Origin of the sequence: Nocardia paucivorans NBRC 100373, assembly GCF_000308675.1 — a bacterium.
GTDB classification, from domain to species: domain Bacteria; phylum Actinomycetota; class Actinomycetes; order Mycobacteriales; family Mycobacteriaceae; genus Nocardia; species Nocardia paucivorans.
The window spans coordinates 1-22,117 of sequence record NZ_BAGE01000060.1; the positions used below are offsets into that span (position 1 = coordinate 1).

At 66.7% G+C, this 22,117-nt stretch carries 18 protein-coding genes; 8 read left to right on the top strand and 10 right to left on the bottom strand.

Translation table 11 applies throughout. The features are described 5' to 3' along the window. The coding region (locus ON32_RS22435) for an acyl-CoA dehydrogenase family protein (protein ID WP_040792989.1) at nt 1-1,370 on the bottom strand (1,370 nt) is incomplete at its 3' end. 215 nt (nt 1,371-1,585) lie between these two features. Between ON32_RS22435 and ON32_RS22440 the strand changes: the two genes are divergently transcribed. Then, on the top strand, nt 1,586-2,185 hold the full coding sequence (locus tag ON32_RS22440) for an alpha/beta hydrolase family protein (protein ID WP_040792990.1): 600 nt from the start codon (nt 1,586-1,588) through the stop codon (nt 2,183-2,185). A 41-nt stretch (nt 2,186-2,226) separates the two neighbouring features. Here ON32_RS22440 and ON32_RS22445 read toward each other — a convergent pair whose 3' ends face one another. The 3 genes from ON32_RS22445 to ON32_RS22455 form a co-directional block, all read right to left on the bottom strand. Beyond that, entirely contained in the window at nt 2,227-2,907 is a 681-nt protein-coding gene (locus ON32_RS22445) for a class I SAM-dependent methyltransferase (RefSeq protein WP_040792991.1), read from the bottom strand. A gap of 59 nt (nt 2,908-2,966) precedes the next feature. Continuing rightward, nucleotides 2,967-4,247, bottom strand: coding sequence for an erythromycin esterase family protein (locus tag ON32_RS22450; RefSeq protein WP_245551232.1), 1,281 nt, complete (start codon nt 4,245-4,247; stop codon nt 2,967-2,969). 92 nt (nt 4,248-4,339) lie between these two features. Next, the gene (locus ON32_RS22455) at nt 4,340-5,452 is read right to left on the bottom strand and encodes a glycoside hydrolase family 183 protein (RefSeq protein WP_083874719.1); all 1,113 of its coding nucleotides are present in this window, start codon (nt 5,450-5,452) and stop codon (nt 4,340-4,342) included. Between the two features lie 314 nt (nt 5,453-5,766). Between ON32_RS22455 and ON32_RS22460 the strand changes: the two genes are divergently transcribed. Continuing rightward, nucleotides 5,767-7,287 carry an acetyl-CoA acetyltransferase gene (locus tag ON32_RS22460; protein WP_040792992.1) on the top strand — a complete coding sequence of 507 codons (1,521 nt, stop codon included), beginning with the start codon at nt 5,767-5,769 and terminating at the stop codon, nt 7,285-7,287. 43 nt (nt 7,288-7,330) lie between these two features. Then, nucleotides 7,331-8,101 (top strand): crotonase/enoyl-CoA hydratase family protein, encoded by a 771-nt coding sequence (locus tag ON32_RS22465; RefSeq protein WP_040792993.1) that lies wholly within the window; start codon nt 7,331-7,333, stop codon nt 8,099-8,101. A gap of 1 nt (nt 8,102) precedes the next feature. Here ON32_RS22465 and ON32_RS22470 read toward each other — a convergent pair whose 3' ends face one another. Next, complete coding sequence (locus tag ON32_RS22470) at nt 8,103-8,879, bottom strand: alpha/beta fold hydrolase (protein WP_040792994.1); 777 nt, start codon at nt 8,877-8,879, stop codon at nt 8,103-8,105. A 260-nt stretch (nt 8,880-9,139) separates the two neighbouring features. On the opposite strand from ON32_RS22470, the gene ON32_RS22475 reads away from it, so the two are divergent. Next, nucleotides 9,140-9,457 (top strand): hypothetical protein, encoded by a 318-nt coding sequence (locus ON32_RS22475; RefSeq protein ID WP_040792995.1) that lies wholly within the window; start codon nt 9,140-9,142, stop codon nt 9,455-9,457. A gap of 258 nt (nt 9,458-9,715) precedes the next feature. On the opposite strand, the gene ON32_RS22485 is transcribed toward ON32_RS22475, so the two are convergent. Beyond that, entirely contained in the window at nt 9,716-11,887 is a 2,172-nt protein-coding gene (locus tag ON32_RS22485; protein WP_245551233.1) for a VanW family protein, read from the bottom strand. Nucleotides 11,888-12,394: 507 nt separating this feature from the next. Here ON32_RS22485 and gnd point away from each other — a divergent pair. Continuing rightward, nucleotides 12,395-13,432, top strand: a complete 1,038-nt coding sequence (gene gnd, locus ON32_RS22490) for a phosphogluconate dehydrogenase (NAD(+)-dependent, decarboxylating) (RefSeq protein ID WP_040792997.1) — start codon at nt 12,395-12,397, stop codon at nt 13,430-13,432. A gap of 97 nt (nt 13,433-13,529) precedes the next feature. Here gnd and ON32_RS22495 read toward each other — a convergent pair whose 3' ends face one another. After that, on the bottom strand, nt 13,530-14,831 hold the full coding sequence (locus ON32_RS22495) for an acetyl-CoA C-acetyltransferase (RefSeq protein ID WP_245551235.1): 1,302 nt from the start codon (nt 14,829-14,831) through the stop codon (nt 13,530-13,532). A gap of 277 nt (nt 14,832-15,108) precedes the next feature. On the opposite strand from ON32_RS22495, the gene ON32_RS22500 reads away from it, so the two are divergent. Together ON32_RS22500 and ON32_RS22505 are read left to right on the top strand one after the other, a co-directional pair. Further along, nucleotides 15,109-16,464, top strand: a complete 1,356-nt coding sequence (locus ON32_RS22500) for a 3-oxoacyl-ACP reductase (RefSeq protein ID WP_040792999.1) — start codon at nt 15,109-15,111, stop codon at nt 16,462-16,464. Further along, nucleotides 16,461-17,330: a MaoC family dehydratase gene (locus ON32_RS22505; protein ID WP_040793000.1), complete on the top strand. Its 870-nt coding sequence runs from the start codon at nt 16,461-16,463 to the stop codon at nt 17,328-17,330. Before ON32_RS22500 ends, ON32_RS22505 begins: the two co-directional genes overlap by 4 nt. A gap of 201 nt (nt 17,331-17,531) precedes the next feature. Here ON32_RS22505 and pgfA read toward each other — a convergent pair whose 3' ends face one another. Continuing rightward, entirely contained in the window at nt 17,532-18,686 is a 1,155-nt protein-coding gene (gene pgfA, locus ON32_RS22510; protein WP_040793001.1) for a cell envelope lipid trafficking protein PgfA, read from the bottom strand. A 197-nt stretch (nt 18,687-18,883) separates the two neighbouring features. On the opposite strand from pgfA, the gene ON32_RS22515 reads away from it, so the two are divergent. After that, a complete protein-coding gene (locus ON32_RS22515; RefSeq protein WP_083874720.1) occupies nt 18,884-20,080 on the top strand; it encodes an acyltransferase family protein in 1,197 nt (398 codons plus the stop codon). A gap of 8 nt (nt 20,081-20,088) precedes the next feature. Here the strand turns inward: ON32_RS22515 and ON32_RS22520 are convergent, their stop codons facing one another. Together ON32_RS22520 and ON32_RS22525 are read right to left on the bottom strand one after the other, a co-directional pair. Continuing rightward, nucleotides 20,089-21,327: a DUF5685 family protein gene (locus tag ON32_RS22520; protein ID WP_040793002.1), complete on the bottom strand. Its 1,239-nt coding sequence runs from the start codon at nt 21,325-21,327 to the stop codon at nt 20,089-20,091. Nucleotides 21,328-21,425: 98 nt separating this feature from the next. After that, entirely contained in the window at nt 21,426-22,082 is a 657-nt protein-coding gene (locus ON32_RS22525) for a TetR/AcrR family transcriptional regulator (RefSeq protein WP_051133574.1), read from the bottom strand. Nucleotides 22,083-22,117 lie beyond the last annotated feature (35 nt).

Consider the following 22,117-nt stretch of genomic DNA (forward strand, 5'->3'; position numbering starts at 1 on the left):
AAGTCCTGCGCCTGGATGGCGGTGGTGCCCTCGTACAGCGAGTCGATCTTGGCGTCGCGGATGTACTGCTCGATCGGGTAGTCCTGGAGGAAGCCGGAGCCACCCAGGGTCTGCAGCGACTCGGTGAGGTACTGGTAGGCCCGCTCGGAACCGACACCCTTGACGATCGGCAGCAGCAAATCGTTGACGCGGGCCGCGGTCTCGGCGTCGGCGCCGGAGACCAGCTCGGCGACATCGGCGTTCTGGTGGGCGGCGGTGTACAGATACACCGCGCGCAGACCCTCGGCGTAGGCCTTCTGCAGGGCCAGGCTGCGGCGCACGTCCGGGTGGTGGGTGATGGTGACGCGCGGCGCGGTCTTGTCCGTCATCCGGGTCATATCCGCGCCCTGGACACGCTGTTTGGCGTAATCGAGTGCGTTCAGGTAGCCGGTGGACAGGGTGGCGATGGCCTTGGTGCCGACCATCATGCGCGCGTGCTCGATGACCTCGAACATCTGCGCGATACCGTTGTGCACCTCGCCGACGAGCCAGCCCTTGGCCGGGATGCCGTGACCGCCGAAGATGACCTCACAGGTGGCCGAGACCTTCAGACCCATCTTGTGCTCGACATTGGTGACGAAGACACCGTTGCGCTCACCCAGCTCCCCGGTCTCGGGGTCGAAGTGGAACTTCGGCACGAAGAACAGCGACAGCCCCTTGGTGCCGGGGCCGGCGCCCTCGGGGCGGGCCAGCACCAGGTGCATGATGTTCGGGAACAGATCGTCGGAGTCGGCCGAGGTGATGAAGCGCTTCACGCCCTCGATGTGCCAGGAGCCGTCCTCCTGCTTGATGGCCTTGGTGCGGCCGGCGCCCACATCGGATCCGGCGTCGGGTTCGGTGAGCACCATGGTGGCGCCCCAGCCCTGCTCGACCGCGATCTTGGCCCACTTCTTCTGCTCTTCGGTGGCGTTGTTGAAGAAGATGTTCGCGAAGCCGGGGCCGGCGGCATACATGAAGGCCGCTGGCTGCGCGCCCAGGATCAGTTCGGCAATGGCCCAGTACGCGGCGCGCGGGACGGGAATACCGCCCAGTTCGGGATCGACCGAGTAGGTGTCCCACCCACCTTCCTGGAGGGTGCGGTAGCTCTTCTTGAAGGACTCGGGCAGGGTGACCGAGTGAGTTTCGGGGTCGAAGACCGGCGGGTTGCGGTCGGCGTCGGCGAAGGACTCGCCCAGCGGGCCCTCGGCCAGACGACGCACCTCGTTGAGCATCTCCTTGATGGTGTCGACGTCCAGATCCCCGTATGCGCCGGTTTCCAGGACTTTGCCCAGGCCGAGTACCTCGAAGAGGTTGAATTCCAGGTCGCGGACGTTGCTCTTGTAGTGACCCATTTCAGTACTCACTCTCCGTTGAGGTGGTGCGGTCGGTGGTTGCCGTTCCCGCCCGTCTTGCCATACGGGTAGCCGTGCCGAACAAAAGCAGACTACTCGCGGGTAACTTATTGTTGATATTACCGGCGAGTAAAGAAGTAGGCAAAGGGGAGATCACGCATTGTGACCCGACGAACACGATGATTCGAGACCGCGGCGGACGGATACGGTGAGGCATGCGGATCGAGACGAGCACCGGCCCCGCCGAAATAGATCTGAAAATTCCCACCGACCCCGCGTTCCTCCTGGTGTTCACGCACGGCGCGGGCGGCGGTGTGGACTCGCGAGACATTCTGACCATTCGCGATATCGCCCTCGACGCGGGTGGGGCGGCAGCCCTGGTCCTTCAGCCCTATCGGGTGGCGGGCCGACGCGCTCCCGGCTCATCGGGTCCCCAAGACGCGGCCTGGCTGGAAATCGTCACCGCCCTGCGGGCCGAGATCGGCGCGAATCTGCCGCTCATCCAGGGCGGACGCAGCAACGGCGCCCGCGTGGCCTGCCGGACCGCCGTGGCGGCGGGAGCTCGCGGCGTGATCGCGCTGTCCTTCCCGCTACATCCGCCCGGTAAGCCGGAACGATCCCGACGCGAGGAACTCCTCGCCACCGGAGATATCGATGTCGTGGTGATCAACGGCGGCAGCGATCCGTTCGGCATCCCCGCCTTCGACGACGCGGCCGAGGTCCGGGTGATCCCGGGACAGGGGCACTCGTTCCGGAAAGGGTTCGACATCATCGAGGAGACGATCACCCCGTGGCTCGACCGCTGGCGCGGGTGAGCCACACGCCTTCGGGATGAGGACCGGACCGCGGCACGGTTTCAGTCGTGCGGCGGAGGTTTCGGGCCGGCATGTTTGGTGGCGACGACCAGCGCATCGATGGCGTTCCCGGCTTCCGTCGGACGGGTGACGCGATGCGCGATATGGACGTCCAGATCCGATTCCGGCGCGAGGTCGGCGGTGATGTCCTCGGGTGTGAACAGGATCGCCGGGTCCTGCGGGCCGCCGTGCCCCTCGGTGAGATTGATGGTGTCGTGGCCGAGCACCAGCAGGGTACCGCCCGGCGAGAGCAACCGCGCCACGCGATGCAGTAGGGCTCGACGTTGCGGCGCGGGCAGATGCAGGAAAACCATCAGCACCAGTTCGTAAGGGCCGCCGAGGTCGGTCTCGGGGTCGGTGAGGTCGGCGCACTGCCAGTCGAGGCGGGCCCGGACCGAACGCGACAGGCGGGACGCCACGGTCCGCGCCTTATCGATACCCACCTGAGAGAAGTCGACCGCCCGTACCCGCCACCCGTGCGTGGCCAACCACAAGGCGTTGCGTCCCTCCCCACAGGCCAGGTCGAGGGCACGCGGTAGATCGGGAATAGTTCCGTCGGGCCCCGGGAACAAGGGGATATGTCGGTCCAGGCCGTGCACGTGCTCCACGACGGTGCTGTTGGGCGGTGCGCCCCATACCAATTCGCTTTGTGCGTACCGCTCGTCCCAACCGGCTGCGTCCATGACGTCGAGTCTATGGACGTGCCCGGTTCTCGGACTCGGAGATGGTCGCTCGAATCCGTTCAGGCGGGATGGAACTCCGGCAACCACCGCACGGGCGTGGCCTGCCGAATATGGATCAATGCGTCGAAGGCACCCGTCAACGAATCCGGTGCGAGGCGGGCCCGATCATCCTCGCCCGGGTCGTAGACGCCGCTGATCACCCGAAGCGGCACCGGCCCGTCCCGCCACCGTCGCACCGCGGCAGGAGCCTCCCCGTGCAGGTTCAAGTAGAAAGCGGGCAGATCGACCGTGGCCAGGGCAGCCTCGAGCAGATCCGGCGCCGGATCGGGCGCGACGACCACACCGAGGTCGCCGTGATGGAAACCGATCGCCACCGATAGATAGCGCGAACCGAAATACGCGCGCAGGTGGCTGCCCACTCCCCGGAATACGGCGGGATCGGAACCACCCATACGCACCGGGAGGGCACTGGTGTGCGCGATCCCGTCCCAGTAGACGATCCGCTCCCCCGTGCGTTCGTGCCAAGAGATGACGGTATCCGCCGATGGTTTCTCGTCCCGAGCGAAACCACCCTGACCGGCGACGCTGTTCTCGTGGAAGGCCACGATGCGCCGGGCCCGGTCCAATACCGTGGCACGGCGACGGTCCGCCTCCTCGGCGGACGCCGCCGCAACCCACCGCTCGGACAATGATTCCACCAGCGCCAGGGCCTGCCGCGCGTGCTCGACGAAGGGACGTCCGGGGTGGATGCCCCGGTGGCGTTGCACATGTTCGTCGATCCGGTGCGCGGTGCGAATGGGGTCCAGATGTTCTCGTAGTTCAGCGAGCCGCTCGGGAGCGATATCGCGAACATGGTCGAGCACCACGTCATAGTCGGCCGGTTCCACGGTCGGTGGCTCCACACCGAATACGCTCACCCGATCGTCGGGATATCGCTCGTTGTGAGCACGAACCCATTCGAGGGTGGCGACGGCTTCCGCGGTGCGCCACGGCCGCCAGGCACCGGCGAGAGCGGTGCACGGATCGCCCGTGCCGTGCCGAACATAGGCGTCGAGGCGTTCCCCGGAGCGGGCGCCGTCCTGGATGGCCAGGGCACGGAAACCGTGTTCTTCCACCAGGGTGCGGAAGATACGCTCCCGCACACCGTAGGTCTGCCGGGAAAAGCGGGTGGATTCCCCCAGGCCCACCACGGTCGCACCGGACAAACGTTCGATCAGCGGTTCCAGATCGGTGTCGGTGTGCTCGGCATCGGTGCCGGTGAGGGGATGTGCCGCGGTACGCAGCCATGCGCGCACCGCGGCGCCGTCACCTGTGACGGCAGCAGTCGATGAAATTGTCACTGAATCCTCCCGGATCTCGGCGTTCACCGGGCCAGTCTCATACCTGAACAATAGTTCAGGTCAAGAGAGCGGCGAGCACCGGGAGATCACGGTCACAACCGCGTTCGCATCAGGATCACGTTGTACTGACTGTGTACCGTGGTGAGAAAGTACAGGTCGGAGCCGGTTTGATACGGGAAGATCGACGGGGCGTAGGCGGTGGGCAGCTCTCGGGTATCGATCAGCACCCGCGGTGGGCTCCACGGCCCTTCCGGAGCCGGGGCGGTGCGCATCACCACGGAGTTCCACGGATCGGTGGTGAGCGAGACGAACCGGCCGAGATATTCGTTGTACATCACCGACAATTCCGCGACACCGTGCATGATCGGCGCCGCGGCATCGATATCGCCGCGCCGCCAACCCTTCCCGTCCCAGTATTCGTAGGCGTCCAGATTCTGGATATCGCGCCCGCGCACCCGGGAGATATAGGCGGGATTGTTCCGTCCCGACCGCGTGCCGTACTCGTAGACGTAGTCGCCGTCCTTCAGGAAGGCGTTCATCTGGAAATTGGCGTGCCCGCCCTCGTTGGGGCGTCGGGTGTGGGCCAGATCCGCCCAGGTCTCACCATTGTCGGCGGACGCCGCCAGACCGGAGAAGTTGGTGGTCCACTGGCCGACGGTGTCCCAACTCTTCACCGACATCAGACTCAGGTATTGCACACCGTCCACCTCGATACCCGCGGTGGGGATACGACTGATCTCCAGGAACGGAATCTTGGGGCTGGGGATCAGATCACGGGCCTGGCCGAAGACATCGCGGACGACACTGTCGAAATAGATACCGTTGGCGGGATCCTTGGTCCGGCTACGGAGCAGGATATTGCTGCGCCAGGCCCAGGTGCTGCCGGCGAGCAGGTTGGGGAATCCGAAACCCGCGGTATCGCCGAAGGCGGTGAGCATCTCCCCCCGACCGTTGTCCCACATGATGCCCAGGTCGGTGCCGATCACGTTATAGGTCTGGGTGTTGTTGGGACTGGCCATACCGGTCACCTGGAATACGGCCTTGGTGGCACCGCGCAGATCGGGCAGACCATGGGTGCCGTTGAGCACCGGAATCGGATTGATGGCGTTGGGGTTGGCCGTCGCCGGAGTGGCGGCGACCAGCAGCGCTGCCGATACGCCCGCCAGCGCGGCCGAGAGGATGGATCCGGTCTTGTTCAAGTCCATCGGCCCTTCGGGTGATTGTCGAAAAGGCGGAAACACAGAACGCGAGTCGGATGTCGCGGCTCGCATCACATGGAGGACTGTCTGGCAAACCGTCGGAAATGCTAGCAGCGCAATCCGCGAATACCGGATATCTGAGCCACTACCTGCGCAAGGTGTCCAATTCGAGGGGCTCGAAGCCAAACCACATCGATAGCTGGCCGAATACTTTTCGGTTAACCGACATTCGCCTGAACATGCCTCGTTCCACTCTGTTCTAATCAGAGGCCAGTTACCGGTCGTTCCAGTGGGTAACGGCGCAACGAAGCGGAGGAACCATGCTGCCTGCCGGATTGGATCCACGAACCCCTGTACTGGTGGGGGTCGGCCAGATCGTGCATCGCACCGGCGAAACGGGCCTGCCCGGACCCGTGGAACTCGCCACCGAGGCCCTACGTCGGGCGGGTTCGGACAGCGGGACCGGGGACACCCTGTTGCGCTCGGCGGATCTGCTGGCCTCGGTGGCCCCGGTGAGCCGCCCGTACCCGAATCTGGCCGCCCTGGTGGCAACCGAACTGGGCGCCTCGCCGAAACGCACCCTGCAGTCCGCGCCGTTCGGCGGCGACGGACCACAGCGGCTGCTCAACGCCCTGGCCCAGGCCATCGCGGACGGGAAATCCGATATCGCCCTCCTCACCGGCGCCGAGGCGGTGGCCTCCTGGAATACCGCCTCCCGCAGCGGTATCACACTCGACTGGACCGAGCAGGACGCCGGAATCCGACCGGACGAGATCATCGGTGCCGATGACGCGCCCAATACGGAGATGGAGACCGCGGCCGGGCTCTGGGGTCCGATCTACATGTACGCACTGATGGAAACCGCGATGCGGGGCCGACTCGGTCTCGACGTGACCACCCATCGGCAGCGAATCGGTGAACTGTGGTCGCGATTCTCGGCGGTGGCCGCGCACAACCCGCACGCCTGGTTGCCCACCGAACGCGCCGCCACCGAACTTCTCACCCCTGCCCCCGACAACCGGATGGTGTCGAGTCCGTACCCGAAACTGTTGGTGGCGAACCTGACGGTGGATCAGGGCGCGGGGTTGATCCTGTGCAGCGCGGCCGCTGCGGATGCCGCCGGGGTGCCGCGCGAGAAATGGGTATTCCCGCACAGCGGCGCCACCGCCACCGATACCTGGTTCGTCTCCGAACGCGCCGATATGGCCGCCTCCCCTGCCATCGCCGCGGCGGGGCGGGCCGCATTGGCCGGCGCGGATATCGGGATCGACGATGTGGCCCATATCGACCTGTACTCCTGTTTCCCGGTGGCGGTGCAGGTGGGTGCCGCGGCACTGGGACTGCCGATCGACGATCCGACCCGATCACTCACCGTGACCGGTGGACTGACCTTCGCCGGCGGCCCCGGCAACAACTACACCACCCACTCCATCGCGACCATGGCCGAGCGACTGCGCACCGATCCGGGACAGTACGGTCTCACCACGGCGCTCGGCTGGTACATCACCAAACACGGTGTCGGCGTCTACTCGACACGGCCGCCGGCCCGACCTTTCCGCGCCGTCGAGGCCGATGTTCCGCCCGCCCGTCGCGACACCGCATTCGGCTACACCGGCCCGGCGACCGTCGAGGCCTACACCGTCCCCTATCGCAAGGGCCACGACGGGGACGAGGCCGAAGCCGTGGTGATCAGCGCCCTGAACCGCGCCGGCGCCCGCATACTGGTTCGGGCCACGGACCCCGAAACCGTTGCCGCCTTCGTCGAGGGCGACCCACTCGGCGCCGCCGTCGAGATCACCGCCGCCGACCGCATCGTTTTCCGGTCCGGTGGCGTGGCGTGATCACCCGGACCGGCCGTATGCACCACCCCGAGAGGAGCTCCCGATGAGCGAGCAGAACACGGTACTGACGGAACGACGCGAGGCCATCACCGTATTGACGGTGTCGCGTCCCCGGGCGCGAAACGCCATCGACCTGCCCACCGCTCGGGCGCTCGAGGCCGCCGTCGACGAGTTCGAGGCCGACGATACCGCCCGGGTGCTCGTGCTGACCGGCGCGGGCGACACCTTCAGCGCCGGTATGGACCTGGTCGCCGCCGCACGCGGTGAAATGCCGATGACACAGCGGCGCGGCCCGCTCGGGATCACCGCGAAACCACCGGTGAAACCGATGATCTCGGCAGTCGAGGGGTTCGCACTCGCGGGTGGATTCGAACTGGCCTTGGCAGGCGATCTGATCGTCGCGGCCCGTAATGCCCAGTTCGGCATTCCCGAGGTCAAACGAGGACTGGTCGCAGTGGGCGGCGGAGTATTACGGCTGAGCCAACGACTGCCGCGCAGCACCGCCGCCGAACTCGCGCTGACCGGTGGTCGGATCGGCGCCGAACGGCTGTATCAGCTGGGCCTGGTGAACCGACTCACCGAACCGGGTGGCGCGCTCGAGGTCGCACTCGAACTGGCCGGTGAGATCGCCGCGGCGGCGCCGCTCGCGGTGGCCGCGAGCAAGCGGATCATCGACGAATCCCCGGACTGGTCCACGGAGGAGGCATTCGCCAAACAGGGCGAGATCGCGCTTCCGGCATTGATTTCCAAGGACGCGGCCGAGGGCGCGCTGGCGTTCGCGGAAAAACGCGAACCCCGCTGGCAGGGGCGCTGAGCTACCGCCGATCCAACAACAGTCGCGCGCAGCGGTCCGGATCGTCGTAGAACGGCGTGTGACCGCTGCCGGGCAGGGTGACGTGCCGGGCGGCGGGTAGCACCGCTTGTGCCCGGCGGTGTTGGGTGGCGTAGGTGAGCAGGATGTCACGGTTGCCCCAGGCGATGGTCACCGGAATATCGGCGAGCGCGGCCGGGTCGGGCGCTTTCACCTCGGTGAAGGAGTCCAGCGCCGGACCGAAGCCGAGCGAGGTGATGGCCCCCTCGGCGGTGGCCAGGGCGACCTGCGGATCCACCGCCCACGGTTTGCCGAAGACCAGCCCGAGGAAGGCGGTGCGACCGGCCGCGGTGCCGAGGATGGCGGGCAGTTTCGGACGCAGTATCCGCCCCAGTGTCTTGGACCGACCCAACGACTGCTGGCACCACACCCGGCCGGCGGTATCCCAGAAACCTATCGGCGAGAAGGCGGTGACCGAACGGGCCAGACCGCGCGCGCCCAGGTTCAGGGTGATGAGACCACCCATCGAGTTGCCGGCCAGGTGGGGGCGCTCGATTCCCTGTTCGGCGAGAAAATCGGCCAGTGCGTCGGTGAGGGTGCCGACCGTGGTGCGCGGCAGTGGCGCAGAATCACCGAAACCGGGCAGGTCGACCGCGATCACCTCGAAGGACTCGGCCAGGGTTGCGATGATCGGCTCCCACACCTGCCACCGACTGCCGACTCCGTGCACCAGGACCAGCGGCTCGCCGCTGCCCTCGCGATGGTGGTTCAAGATCGTCATCTGCGACTCCGGTGATCAGGACACGTCCCGATCACCCTAATGGACGCCCATGCCGAACAGTGGGCGACAGCCCTCAGTTGTTCACCAGACCTCCCATACGTAACACCCGCCGCGCTGTGAATCTCGCGGTAATTCCCGCACTCGAGTTGCGATCCGGTTGTGATTGCGACTACACACGACCGTGGACAGCCGCCCAGGTCGGGTAGAACCCCTTGGCCGATACGGCGCTGCCCGGGAAACCACAGTGAGAGAGGAACCTGGTGCGGATCACGCTTATCGCCGCGACCCTTATCGCCCTGCCGCTGCTGGCGGCCTGCGGCAGCGACTCCGACGCGCTGACCGAAACGGATCTGTCCCAATCTCTGCAGGAGAAGGGCTTGAAAGATCCGGGGTTCGCCGACTGCGCGGCGAAGCTCTACATGCAGGAGGGCATTTCGCAAGACGGTCTGCACACCCTGATCAGCGATGAATTCGACACCAGGGAGGCCGATCCGGAAACCCTCGGTATGAGCAAGGAGGACGCCGACAAGGTGCGCTCGGCGACCCAGAAGATCGTCAAGGAATGCCTCGGCAGCTAGCGGAAAAGTGATCGCGGCGGACGGGTCCGCGATACCCCCGACGCGGGTCGTCCGGTGTATCGCGGCCGACCGGACGAACTCGTGGCCGGCGCTTTCTCCACCGCCGGCATCGCGCGCTCGAACCGGCCTGCCGACGCGGACTCGTTCTCCGCGTTCGCAGACCCCGTATTCCGGTGCTCCGGGACCGGGTCATCGAGGCAGCCGAACGAAAATCGGGACAGGCGTGTGCCCGTCCCGATTTCATCGCCGTACCGCGATCTACCGGGGGCGTCCCGGCGGCGGCTCATGTGACGCCCCGGTGGCCTGCGACCGGTCTTCTTTCTTCTCTTCCTCTTCTTCGTCGACGCCGCACTTGACGATCGGCACCGGGTCGTATTTCACCGTGCGTGTGGTGCGTGAGATCTCGCGTCCGGTGGCGATATCGGTGATGACCCGGGTGTCGCTGATCGTGAAGCCGGGGGCGCCGTCGCTGGCGATGCAGTCCTCACCGGCGGGCACTCGGACGGTCTGTGGTTCGGTGGGCTTGGTGCGCTCACCGGTAATGGATTCCACCTCGACGGTCTTCGTACCCCAGATCCGGACGGTTACCTGAGAGCTGTCGGCGAAGGCCTGGATATAGATCCCCTTCGGGGTGTTGTTGCGGAACTGCAGATCGATGACACCGTCGAAAACGGTCGCTTCCCGTGCCGCCGGGTAACGGGAGATGTAGTAGCTGTGCTCGGTGTGCGCGACATCTTCCAGACCCGCGAAATAGGCGGCGTTGTAGAGGGTGGTCGCGAACTGGCTGATACCACCACCGACCGCCTTGTCCGGCCGACCGTGGTTGATGATGCCGGATTCGACATAGCCTTCGGCCGCGGTGCGCGGGCCGGTGTGATTGTTGAGGGAGAAGACCTCGCCCGGTTTCACCACGGCACCGTTGACCTCCTGCGCCACGAGGCGGATATTCACCCCTGAGGGTCCGGTGAAACCGCTGGTGGTGAACTCGCCCATAGGTTCGGTGATACCGAGGTCCTCGGCGGCCTTGGTGGTGAACTCGGGCTCGATCCGGTCGTAGACCGCCTCGGCGCTGCGCTGCGGGCCGGCGGCGGTGAACAGCGCTGGAAGCTTCTCCAGCGTTTTCGGCCAGTTGATCTTGTCGCCCGTCACCGACGGAACCACGCTCGGCGTGCCACCGGTCAGGGTGAAGGTGGCGTCTTTCGGCTCGACCTCGGTGTCCACCAGCTGGGGAGTCAGCAGATCGGTGGCCAGTTGGGGGTCGTATCCGGCTTTCAAACCGCCGTTGCCGTCGGGGACGAACCTGATGACGGTGGCGATCTGTTCCGGCAGCAGGGTCGCGGCGGCGCCCTTACCCGTCACCGCGACGGGGGCGGACACCGCGGGCTCGGCGATCTGGTGCAGTGCCTGTTCGATGGACTCGGGGCGCACGTTCATCGGCGCGGGAACGACCGGGAGTTCCAGGGTGCCCGCGGTGGCCCAGCGCTCGATCAGCAGCTCGCGGGCGGCCGCGAGATCGAGCACCCGACCGGGCACCGGAGCGACCGCGATCGGCGTGACGCCCTCGAAACGGATGCCGCCCTCGACCGCCGGTTCGTCGTAGACGCGCAGCTCCTCGAGTTTCGCGTTCAGGACGGCATCGTCCACGGCGCTGGCGACCGGCACCGTGCGGGTGCCGAACAGGGAGAGCAACCGCGCGGCCGGATTGAGCGGCTGACCACCGATCCGATCCCAGGTGGCGTCCCAATCCACACTCAGCCCCGACTGCGCGGGGATCAGGGCGGTCTGCGTCTCGTCGATCCGTATCGGCAGTTCCCGACCGACCCGCGCGTCGAGCGCCGACCGTAGTTCGGCATCGGCCTCGGCGGTGTCCATCCCACCGATATCGACCCCGGCGACGACCACACCGCGCGGCACCTTACCGGCGGAGACGGCCAGATCGGCGAGATAACCGAGAAGCGCGACCCCGAACACCACGGCGGCCACAACGGCGATACGACGGGCCCGGGGAGTTTGCAGCAGCACACCGGGTGAGCGCAGCAATGCCGCGGCCAGGGGGCGGGGGGCGGCCGGGGGAACCGAGCGGCGGGCGCCGGCAGGGCGGCCACGACCGCCGGTCTCATCGATCGGGCCGCGTTCGTCGGCCGTCGGGTCTTCCGCGGGATCGCGCTCCGCCCGGTCGGCCCCCCGCGTGGTTTGCGCGTCGGTCGTGCCATCGGCTCGGCCGCCCGCCACCGGCAAGACCTCGGTGCTCATCGAATCGAGCGCGAGTTGGGGCAGCTGTGTGGTGACCTCGTCGTCGCCGGGCACATAGTCCTCGGACGCGGAGGAGAGGTCGGACGGGGCGTCCGAATATTCGGAACCCGAGGGGGTGGTATGGCGGGCACCGCCCGGGCGGGGGTGCTCGGACAGCTGCCCTAACGTCTCCGTCATCCAACCGGATGTTTCCGGGGAGAGTCCGGGGGGTACAGAAGGTCGGGAGACAACTGAAGACGAGGTGTCGGTGGGCCCGACCTCCGAAACCGGCCGTCGAGGGGTCGGATGCGGTGCCTCGGATGAGGCGGACGAGGGCCGGGGGGCCTGCCGAGACCGGGTGGATTCGAGCAGTCGACGCATGTCGGCGTCGTTCGCCTGCGGATCGTGACCGGATCTCCGGCCGCTGCTCGATTCGCCGATCACGAACCGTCCTTCCCCGTTCGAGTTGCCGGGCTCGCGCGCTACGAGCCCCTGCCCACGATAACGTCACGAACCGATATCGTCAGTGCAGCATCTGTCACAACCGACCGCGCGGCGAAAGCCGAACGCGCCCCTGACGGACATGATGAGGCTCCGCGCAGCTGCCGGGTCGGGGGTCGGGCAACTACACGGAGCCATCAGCTATATCGGGGGACGCAAGCCGGCGTTACACATTCGCTCGACAGCCGAACGAGGTGAGGCGAGATGCAGCTTGGGATGATCGGGCTGGGCCGGATGGGCGCCAATATCGTGCGCCGGGTCGTGGCCGATGGGCATACCGTGGTCGGCTACGACCGATACGCAGCCGGGATCGCCGAACTGCGCTCCGAACTGGGACCGAGTTTTCGTGGCGGCACCGACCTCGCGGAATTCGTCGCGGCCCTGGACACCCCTCGGGTGGTCTGGGTCATGATCCCGGCGGGAACGGCAGGGGCGGTTATCGATCAGGTGGCCGAATTGCTGGAACCTGGCGATATCGTCATCGATGGGGGCAACAGCCGGTACCACGACGATATCGAGCGGGCCGCCCGGCTGGCCCCCAGGGGGATCCACTACCTCGATATCGGCACCTCGGGCGGGATATTCGGTCGAACCCGCGGATTCTGTCTGATGATCGGCGGCGAGGCCGAACAGGTGCGCTATCTGGAACCGCTGCTGCGCTCCATCGCGCCCGGTGTCGACAGCGCCCCGCGCACTCCCGGCCGCACCGGAGAACCGAGCCCGGCCGAGCACGGCTATCTGCACTGCGGGCCCGTCGGAGCCGGTCATTTCGTGAAAATGGTGCACAACGGCATCGAGTACGGGCTGATGGCCGCCTATGCCGAAGGGCTCAATATCCTGCGCCGGGCCGATTACGGAGCGCGACACGGCGGCGAGGCCTCCGCCGAGGAAACCCCGCTGGACCATCCGGAGCACTACCGCTACGACATCGATATCCCCGCGGTGGCCGAAGTATGGCGACGCGGCTCGGTGATCGCCTCCTGGCTATTGGACCTGACCGCTGCCGAACTGCACGCCGATCCGAGTCTGGATTCCTTCGACGGCCGGGTCTCGGACTCCGGGGAAGGCCGCTGGACGATCGAGGCCGCCATCGATATCGGAGTGCCGGTCCCGGTGCTGTCGGCGGCCCTGTTTCAGCGGTTCTCGTCCCGCGGTGAGTCGGACTACGCCGACCGGGTGCTCTCGGCCATGCGCCAGGCCTTCGGCGGGCACCGGGAACTACCGCGACCGCTGCAATCGTGAATCCGTCACCACCCGCATCCGGCGCCGCCCGTCGGGGATATCCCCGACGGGCGGCGCCATGGAAAGACGGCAGAGCGTGACCCCGCGGATCGGGTGGTCAGCGCTCCAGAATCGCGACGACGCCCTGACCACCGGCAGCGCAGATCGAGATCAGCGCTCGCCCGGAACCCTTCTCCGCCAACATCTTCGCTGCCGAGGCCACGATCCGACCGCCGGTCGCGGCGAATGGGTGACCCGCGGCCAGCGAGGACCCATTGACATTGAGCTTGGCGCGGTCGATGGAGCCGAGCGCCCCGTCCAGCCCCAATCGCTCCTTGCAGTACTGATCCGACTCCCAGGCCTGCAGGGTCGCCAGGACGACCGATGCGAAGGCCTCGTGAATCTCGTAGAAGTCGAAATCCTGCAGCGACAGCCCGTTACGGGCCAACAGCCGGGGCACCGCATAAGTGGGGGCCATGAGCAGACCGTCGGGGCCATGGATGTAGTCCACCGCGGCGACCTCGCTGTCCACCAGATGCGCGAGCACCGGCAGCCCGCGTTCGGCCGCCCATTCCTCACTCGACAGCAGTACCGCCGAGGCGCCGTCGGTGAGCGGAGTGGAGTTGCCCGCGGTCATGGTGGCATCGCCCGCCTTCACACCGAAGACCGGCTTCAGCTTGGCCAGTTTCTCGACCGAGGTGTCCGGACGCAGGTTGTCGTCGCGGGTCAGCCCGAGGAACGGGGTGACCAGGTCGTCGAAGAAACCACGGTCGTAGGCGGCGGCCATGTTCTTGTGCGACAGATAGGCCAGTTCGTCCTGCGCCTCGCGGGAGATGCCGAACTCCTTGGCGGTGATGGCCGCGTGCTCGCCCATGGACAGACCGGTGCGCGGTTCGGCATTGCGGGGGATCTCGATGCCGAGCATGCTCGGACGGAGTTGACCCACCAGTTTGAGGCGGTCTTTATTGGTCTTGGCGCGATTGGCCTGCAGCATCCATTCGCGCATGCTCTCGCTGACCCCGATCGGCGCGTCGGAGGTGGTGTCGGTACCACCGCCGATACCGGCCTCGATCCGTCCCGCGGCGATGGCGTCACCGACGGTGACGATGGCCTGCAGGCCGGTGCCGCAGGCCAACTGCAGATCGTGCGCGGGGGTGTAGGGGCTGAGTTTGCTGCCGAGCACGCTCTCGCGGATCATGCCGTGCTCACCGACCCGCTTGAGCACGGCGCCGCCGACCACCATGCCCAGTCGTTCGCCCTGCAGGCCGAACCGGCCGACGAGACCGTCCAGCGCCGCGGTGAACATGTCCTGGTTGGAGGCGTGCGCATAGGCCCGGTCGGAGCGCGCGAACGGAATGCGGTTACCACCCACGATCGCGACGGGGCGCAGTTGTCTCGGTGTACGGGCTGTGCTTGTCACTCGGATCTCCCATGGTGTCGACAGTGTGGTCTCCGGCGGTCCGGCACCTCGGTGCGCGGGCTCGTGCCGCGTCGCCCGGCGCCCGGGAGCACTCGGTTTACATTAAACTTACTCTGGAGTAAGTTTAATGTCGACACGCAGCCTGCGATTGTGTGCCGGCCCACCGCGACAGCGATCACTCCCGCAGGTCATCGCCCGTCGGAAGCCAGAAACGCAGCGCAGGGGCGATTACCGACATCCCTGTCCGCTATCCACAGCACAGAAAAGGTGACGATCAGTGGCAGCCAAGACCAAGGGTGCACCCAACCTCTACGGATCGTTCGTCAACTCCGCCCCCGGCGGGTTCCTCGCGAGCAAACTGGGACTGCCCAAGCCGGAGAAACTGCGGCGCTACGTTCCCGGCGAAGCACCGCTGCCCGGGCCGGTGCTGCTCGGCGGCAAGGGCCGGGTCGCGGAACCGGTGCGCACCCTGCTGTCGGACCACACCTTCGCCGATGCCCTGACCCCGGGCACCAAATACGGCGCACTGGTCTTCGACGCCACCGGGATCGGCGGTATCGATGACCTGTCCCAGCTGTTCGAGTTCTTCCAGCCCGCCATGCGCAGTATCGCGCCCTGCGGGCGGGTGCTGGTGATCGGCACCACACCGGAACTGACCGACAGTGTGGAAGAGCAGATCGCCCAGCGCGCGTTGGAGGGCTTCACCCGCAGCGTCGGTAAGGAGCTGCTGCGCGGTGCCACCGCCCAACTGGTGTACCTGCACCCGGAGGCGGCTCCGGCGGCCACCGGCCTGGAATCCACCCTGCGTTTCCTGCTCTCGGCCAAATCCGCCTTCGTGGACGGCCAGGTCATCCGGGTGGGCAAGGAGGACTCCACCGCCCCGGCGAACTGGCAGCGCCCGCTCGACGGCAAGGTCGCGGTGGTCACCGGTGCGGCGCGCGGTATCGGCGCAACCATCGCCGAGGTATTCGCCCGGGACGGCGCCCAGGTGATCGTGGCCGATATCCCGGCCGCGAGCGATGCACTGACCGAGACCGCGAACAAAGTGGGCGCCACCGCCCTGGCCCTGGACGTCACCTCGCCCGACGCAGCGCAGAAACTGGCCGAATTCGCCACCGAACGATTCGGCGGAATCGACATCATCGTGCACAACGCCGGTATCACCCGCGACAAGCTGCTGGCCAATATGGACGCGGCCCGGTGGAACGCGGTGATCGGCGTCAATCTGGCCGCACCGCACCGGATCACCGAAGGTCTGGTGGCCGCGGGTGCGCTGCGCGAAGGCGGCCGGGTCATCGACGTGTCCTCGATCGCCGGTATCGCCGGTAACCGCGGCCAGACCAACTACAGCACGTCCAAGGCGGGTGTGATCGGCATGGTGAACGCCGAGGCGCCGAAGCTGGCCGAGAAGGGCATCACCATCAACGCCGTGGCGCCCGGATTCATCGAAACCGCCATGACCGCCGCCATCCCCCTGGCCACCCGCGAGGGCGGACGGTTGATGTCGTCGCTGAACCAGGGTGGTGAGACGGTGGACGTCGCCGAGGCCATCGCCTACTTCGCGAGCCCGGCCTCGAACGCGATCACCGGCAACACCCTCCGCGTCTGCGGCCAGGCCATGCTGGGAGCATGATGACCGACACCTTCGTTCTCACCGAACCACCGAAGAACGGCAACCTCTACGCGCAGGCGGCGCTCGGCGCCGTTCCGCTGCCGCTGGTGCCGTCGCGTAAATCCACCATCCCCGACCGGCAGGTACGGCTCGACGGTTTTCGGGTGGACCCGGATCACCTGGCCGCCTACTGCCGGGCGACGGGTCTGCGCTTCGGTGACGAACTGCCGTTGACCTATCCGTTCATCATCACCTTCCCTTTGGTGATGAAACTGATCGTGCAACGCGACTTCCCGTTCGTCGCGGTGGGCGCGGTGCACGCGGAGAACCACATCGAACGCACCCGCCCCATCTCGGTGAGCGAACCCCTGGATATCCGCGTGCACGTGGAGAATCTGCGGGAACACCGCAAAGGACTGCTGGTCGATGCGATCAGCGAGGTCAGCGTGGGCCGGGAACAGGTGTGGCGGCAGGTCAGCACCCTGCTGCACCAGCAGCGCACCTCCCTGTCGGATGAGCCGAAACCGGAACCCAAACCGGAAGAGGTCCCGCCACCACCACTGCGCACCTTCCGGGTGGATCAGCAGATGATCAACCGGTACGCGGCGGCATCCGGCGATCGCAACCCCATCCACACCTCGGCACTGGGCGCCAAGGCCTTCGGCTTCCCCCGGCCGATCGCCCACGGAATGTGGTCGGCGGCGGCGATTCTCGGTGTCGTCGAGGGACGAATCCCGGACGCGGCCACCTATGCGGTGAAATTCGGTAAACCGATCCTGCTGCCCGCCACGGTGAACGTGTACGCGGATCAGACCGACGAGGGCTGGGAGCTGTCGCTGCTCCATCCGAAGAAGGGCTACCCCCACCTCACCGCGACACTGCGCTGATCACGCCCCGACGAATCCCGTCCCGACACACCTGTCCGGGGCGGGATTTCGCCTTTGTCCGGCCTGGAAACACGATCATTTCCGGAGCGAGGTTCGACACCACAGGCCGCGCGGTGAATGGACGAATGCCGGAAACGACGGCGGCTCCCCGGGGGTACCGGGGAGCCGCCGTCGGGTTCTGTGGTCGTGAGACCTGTCGGTCTACGGGTTCTTCGGCAATTTGATCTGCTCCGTGGGCGCGTCGGCGTCGACCGCGGCCCGCGAGCTCGGGGCAGAGGTACCGGATCCGCCGGAGCGGGGCCGCGACCCACCGCCGGTCGCGGCAGCGGGCTCCCCGCCATCCCGAATGCCGAGGAAGATACCGGCGATCAGCGCGATCACACCCAGCACACCGAGCACGATCGGCAGGATCCGGCCGAACAGCGCCAGCTTGTCGATGTTCTCCTTCGCCACCGCGAGCTGCGATTCCACGGTGTCGGCGTCGAAGACCAGATGCGACTTCAGGGCGGTCACCTCGGGCTTGTCCCCGCTACGGGCGTAGAAGATGTGCAGCTTCTCGCCACCCTTGACGATAGTGCCGGTCTCCGGCTCCACCCAGACATCACGCTCGTTGGTGTACCAGCGGTACATGGTGACGGGCTCGTCGCCGCCCTCGGCACCCCACTTGGCGGCGGGCAGGCTCAGCCGGTTGGTCGGGGCCTGGGCGGCCTCCCACAGATTCGTCACCGGCACCTGCTGTTTGAAGTGGTAGACCGTGGTGCCGTTGATCTCGGTCTCCTCGACGAACTCCATATCGGTGGTGACCCGAGCGTTGACGTCGAAGTAGGGGTAGGTCTTCTTCTCGGTGCCGATGGGGAAGCGGTACTGCAGACCGGTGCGGTTCACCGGTTCGGCGACGCTTTCCATGTTCTTGTTCACCGTCACCGCGATAGAACCGTTGGGGTCGGACGCAACCGGTTCGCCGGTCTTGCGGTCGATGGTCACCCGGTCGATGTAGGCGGTGAGCAGACCCGAATCGCCCTGCTTGTCGATGCGACGCAGGGTGTTACCCGCTTGGACGGTCATCTCGTTCGCGTCCGAGGGCTCCTCGACCGTGACGAAACGCTGCGAGACCAGCGGAACGTTCTCATCGATCTTGGCCGAGCCCTCGGGCGAGGTGAGCGATTTGGCGTCGAGCACCAGGCTTTCCTCGTCCTGTTGGCTGACCGCGATCGTGGTGATCTCGAGGTCGAGAGGAGTTTTTGCCATCTTGCCCACGGTGTAGGTGGGGATCATCAACGCCGCAACGATCAGCAGCGTACCGAGACCCACCAGCAAGCAGGCAACCGTCCTTCTGGTTCCGGCACTCCGTGCCATGCAAAGTCTCCTCGTCGTAGAACACAGGTCGTTCCGCGGGTACTGCGGGCGCGCCGCGGCACTCGTGCGTCCCGACCCTAACAGCCGGTAACCTCCGAAGAGGTGCGCAGGCCTGGATCGGACCGAAATCGCTCGAGTCTAACGCGAAAACCCCCACCGGATCGGTTCCGAGACCTGGTCAGGGCAGACTGGAGCCGATGAGCACCGCAGTGAGCACCGTATCCGTCGGGACCGCCGCCGGCGAGCCCGGCTCGCGCGCCTTTCTGCCCGCGTTGGAAGGTATGCGCGGTATGGCGGCGCTCGGGGTACTGGTCACCCATGTGGCGTTCCAGACCGCCGCTACCTCGTGGCCGGTGGTGGGCCGATTGTTGGAACGGTTCGATATGGCGGTCGCGGTGTTCTTCGCGCTGTCGGGATTTCTGCTGTGGCGGCCGCATGCGGCCGCGGCCCGCGACCTCGGCACCGCGCCGACGGTGGGGTACTACCTGCGACATCGGATCGCCCGCATTCTGCCCGCCTATTGGGTGGTGGTGTGCGCGGTGCTGATTCTGCTGCCGGCCGCTTCCGGGACCGCGGGGGTGCGGGTGTGGTTGTCGAATCTGGCCCTACTGCAGGTGTTCGTTCCGCTGACGCTCACCGATGGCCTCACCCAGATGTGGAGCCTGTCGGTGGAGGTGGCGTTCTATCTCGTATTGCCGATCATCGCCTTCGCGATGCACCGGCTGCGGGGGCGCTCGGCCCGGGCGCGGATACCGACCCTGCTCGTATTCGGGTCGCTCGCTCTGACGTGGAATTTCCTGCCGGTCCCCACCCCCGAGGCCATCCACGCCGACAACTGGCTACCGGGCTATCTGCCGTGGTTTGCCGGTGGCATGTTGCTGGCCGAACTCGTATACACGGATGACGATTCGACCCGGTGGCGGCGTCTGCTCGGCAATCAGCGGCTGATGTGGACCATGGCGACGGCGGCGTTCGTGGCATCGGCCACCGAGCTGGGCGGTGTTGCCGGACTGACCCGGGCCGAACCCTGGCAGTACGCCGCGAAAATGGGACTCGGCGCGATCATCGGTTTCACACTGCTGGCACCGCTGGTACTGAGTCCGCCGGGAAAACGGCACCACTGGCTGGAATCGCCGACCGCGGCCACCATCGGCCGCTGGTCCTACGGCATCTTCATCTGGCACCTGGCGGTACTGGCAATGATGTTCCCGATTTTCGGAATTCTGCCGTTCCACGGCCACTTCGGCCAGGTCCTGGTGCTCACCGTCGCGTTCACCCTGCCGCTCGCCGCCGCGAGCCACGCGCTGGTGGAGGAACCGTGCCGGCGGCTGGCGCGCCGCTTCGATCGACCGCACCGCTCGGTATCACCGGTCGACGCCCCCACCACGCGGTGACCGCCCGGTCAGTCACAGCAGTTGCAGCAGTTGCAGCATTCGCAGCAATCGCCGTCCATACGCTTGTACCAGGCCTTCTTCCGGCGGCCGCTGCACGGTCGGTTGTGGTCCACACAGCAGGCGCAACCGGTGCAGTAGTAGCCGCACAACCGCCCCAACGGCCTACACCCGCAACCATCCGGCGGCGGCTCGAAGTCGTCCAACGGTTCGGCATTCCGGCGCTGATTCGACCGGCGACGGGATTCGTGGTGGGGATCCGGCTCGTGGTACGGGCCCGGATAGGAAGGGTTATAGGGACCCCCATGGCTCACAACGGACGCGGGGACACCACACGACCGGGCCGGTGATCCGGCAATGGCACGACCGAGGCGGTGCAGCACGCCCGCCAACGGGTCGAGCAGAACCCAGCGGACAACGGATATCCGTCCTATCCGGGCCGCATCGATCGCCGTGCGGAGCCGCTCATCGGATACGCGGACCAGATCGTATGCGTGTGAGGTGGACGTATCGGTCACCGTGAGCGGATTGAACAGTCCGGCAGCGGTATCGGCGGCGTGGTCCTCGATGGCGTCCACCAGGTGGGCGATACGACCGAACTCGTCACCCGCCGCGCGCAGCGGCTCGACATTGTCGGGCTGCCCGGCCAGGACGGCGGTGTGCGCGAAGAGTTCGGCGGCGCAACGACGGCTGGCCACGGTCAACTCGTCGAGGGCTGTTTCCCGCGATATCACCGCGGTGCCGGTATCCGACCGGGTCGCGGCGAGTACCCGGCGCTCGGTTTCGACCTGAGCGTCGATGGCGGCGACGAGCGGCTCGATATCCAGGCCGATGCGTTCGGCCTGCGTCCGGGCGCTCGCGGCCCAGCGGGCGGCGACCCCGGCCAGCGGGCGATGCAGGCGCGCCGGGGTGTCCCCGTCCTGGATGTGGTCGCGCATTCGGGCGGAGCCGAGCAGGAGCGAGGCCGTGGCGGCGAGTTGGATCGGGGCCGAATCCGAGACGGGCACCGACGCGGTGCGCATACCACGCAACAGGCACGGACCGGCGGTGCGGCGGCGGGCCGGTTCGGGTGTCTGTGCCTCGGTGAGCACGGCGAGCACGATGGCGTCGGTATTGGTCGCGATACGGGCCGATTGACCATGTCCGTCCCGCAGACCGAGACACAGACCGCACATATGCGACTGCCACAGGCCCGGATCGATTCCATGGTCGACGGCCTTGTGCGCGCACGGCCGCAGCATCCCGAACATTGTTGTTTCCCTCCGGTTTTCGGCCGACTCCTCCTCGTCGGTACCGAAACCAGAAAGCTACGCACGACCGGCGGTCCCCGCAACCCGGGGCCGCGGACCTACGACTGCTCGTCGAGCCGTTCCGCCGGCACCGCGTCCGATTCGGATTTCTCCGCCTGGTCGGTCTTCTTCCGGCCGGACAGGCCCCGCCAGGCCAGATCGTCGAGCAGGTCGACGGCCTCGGAGACCTTGATCCGGCCACCGGCGACATGATCGGCGATGGCCTCGCCCGCACCGATCACCGCGACGGCGACGATATCGAAGTTGGTTCCGGGTTCGGCGTGCTTGGCGTTGGACTCGAGCAACTTGGCGGTGAGCTCGATAACCCGCTCCCGGGCGTTCTCGATCTCCGACGCAAAGGCCTGCTGGCTGATGGCCTGCCGATAGAGGACCTGCCAGGAGTTGCGGTTGGCGTCGACGAAACCGAGGAAACCCTCCAGAGCCGTGCGCAACTGTTCGTGCGGGGTGAGCAGCGGGTTACCCGCCGGAGTGACCGACTCGAGAAAGCGCATACCCTCACGTCGGATACAGGCGCGGAACAGTTCGTCCTTGGAACCGTAGTAGAGGTAGAGCATCGGCTTGGAGATCTCGGCCTCGGCGGCAATGGCGTCCATCGAGGTTTCGTGGAAGCCCTTGCGTGCGAAAACCTCGACAGCGGCGTCGAGCATCTGCTGCTCACGAACCGCTCTCGGAAGTCGCTTGGTTCCGCCCGCCATCCACTCTCCTACCGCAGTGAACCTTTTATATTACT

Bases quoted from the DNA above. Each gene is read 5' to 3' on its own strand.
- ON32_RS22440 (WP_040792990.1), top strand. From the start codon at position 1,586: ATGCGGATCGAGACGAGCACCGGCCCCGCCGAAATAGATCTGAAAATT.
- ON32_RS22515 (WP_083874720.1), top strand. From the start codon at position 18,884: ATGAGCACCGCAGTGAGCACCGTATCCGTCGGGACCGCCGCCGGCGAG.
- ON32_RS22460 (WP_040792992.1), top strand. From the start codon at position 5,767: ATGCTGCCTGCCGGATTGGATCCACGAACCCCTGTACTGGTGGGGGTC.
- ON32_RS22465 (WP_040792993.1), top strand. From the start codon at position 7,331: ATGAGCGAGCAGAACACGGTACTGACGGAACGACGCGAGGCCATCACC.
- pgfA (WP_040793001.1), bottom strand. From the start codon at position 18,686: ATGGCACGGAGTGCCGGAACCAGAAGGACGGTTGCCTGCTTGCTGGTG.
- ON32_RS22505 (WP_040793000.1), top strand. From the start codon at position 16,461: ATGATGACCGACACCTTCGTTCTCACCGAACCACCGAAGAACGGCAAC.
- ON32_RS22470 (WP_040792994.1), bottom strand. From the start codon at position 8,879: ATGACGATCTTGAACCACCATCGCGAGGGCAGCGGCGAGCCGCTGGTC.
- ON32_RS22455 (WP_083874719.1), bottom strand. From the start codon at position 5,452: ATGGACTTGAACAAGACCGGATCCATCCTCTCGGCCGCGCTGGCGGGC.
- gnd (WP_040792997.1), top strand. From the start codon at position 12,395: ATGCAGCTTGGGATGATCGGGCTGGGCCGGATGGGCGCCAATATCGTG.
- ON32_RS22520 (WP_040793002.1), bottom strand. From the start codon at position 21,327: ATGTTCGGGATGCTGCGGCCGTGCGCGCACAAGGCCGTCGACCATGGA.
- ON32_RS22525 (WP_051133574.1), bottom strand. From the start codon at position 22,082: ATGGCGGGCGGAACCAAGCGACTTCCGAGAGCGGTTCGTGAGCAGCAG.
- ON32_RS22485 (WP_245551233.1), bottom strand. From the start codon at position 11,887: ATGACGGAGACGTTAGGGCAGCTGTCCGAGCACCCCCGCCCGGGCGGT.
- ON32_RS22445 (WP_040792991.1), bottom strand. From the start codon at position 2,907: ATGGACGCAGCCGGTTGGGACGAGCGGTACGCACAAAGCGAATTGGTA.